The organism is Oleiphilus sp. HI0128 (assembly GCF_001635365.1).
In genome coordinates this window covers 1-766 of sequence record NZ_LWGG01000032.1, presented here as the reverse complement: position 1 = coordinate 766, position 766 = coordinate 1, and the positions used below count along the sequence as shown (strand labels likewise).

Genomic DNA, 766 nt, shown 5'->3' with positions numbered 1-766 from the left:
CGGCACACGGACACTCTAAAGGCGTTATTGACCGTGTTCGCTGGGTAAAAGAAAACTACCCGCAGGTGCAAGTGGTTGGTGGTAACATCGCAACAGCTGAAGCGGCGATAGCATTGGCTGAAGCAGGTGCAGATGCGGTTAAAGTCGGAATTGGCCCGGGCTCAATTTGTACGACACGAATTGTGGCTGGTATTGGTGTTCCTCAGGTTTCTGCGGTGGCTAATGTTAGTGCAGCTTTGAAAGAGCTTGATGTGCCTGTTATCGCTGATGGTGGTATCCGTTTCTCTGGTGATATTGCAAAAGCGATTGTAGCTGGCGCAAACAGTATTATGATCGGTAGTTTGCTAGCCGGTACTGATGAAGCCCCTGGTGAAATCGAATTATTCCAAGGTCGAAGCTATAAGGCTTATCGGGGAATGGGTTCTTTAGGAGCAATGGGCCAGTCTCAAGGCTCTAGTGATCGCTACTTCCAGGACATTAAATCTGGCGTCGACAAGTTAGTACCTGAAGGTATTGAAGGTCGTGTAGCGTGTAAGGGGCCGATGACTGCAATCATTCACCAGTTAATGGGTGGGCTTCGTTCTAGCATGGGCTACACAGGTAGTGGCGATATTGAAACGATGCGCACGGTACCGCAGTTTACCAAGATTACCGCAGCGGGCATGAAAGAAAGCCACGTTCACGATGTGACCATCACCAAGGAAGCACCTAACTATCGTGTTGGCTAGGCTTTAAGTACTTTTTAAGTTTTATTTATATTATGCGG

1 protein-coding gene is annotated in these 766 nt (G+C 48.3%); it reads left to right on the top strand.

The genetic code is table 11. The features are described 5' to 3' along the window. Positions 1–728: IMP dehydrogenase (locus A3763_RS00505; RefSeq protein ID WP_197482649.1), on the top strand; the 728-nt coding region annotated here is incomplete at its 5' end. Positions 729–766 lie beyond the last annotated feature (38 nt).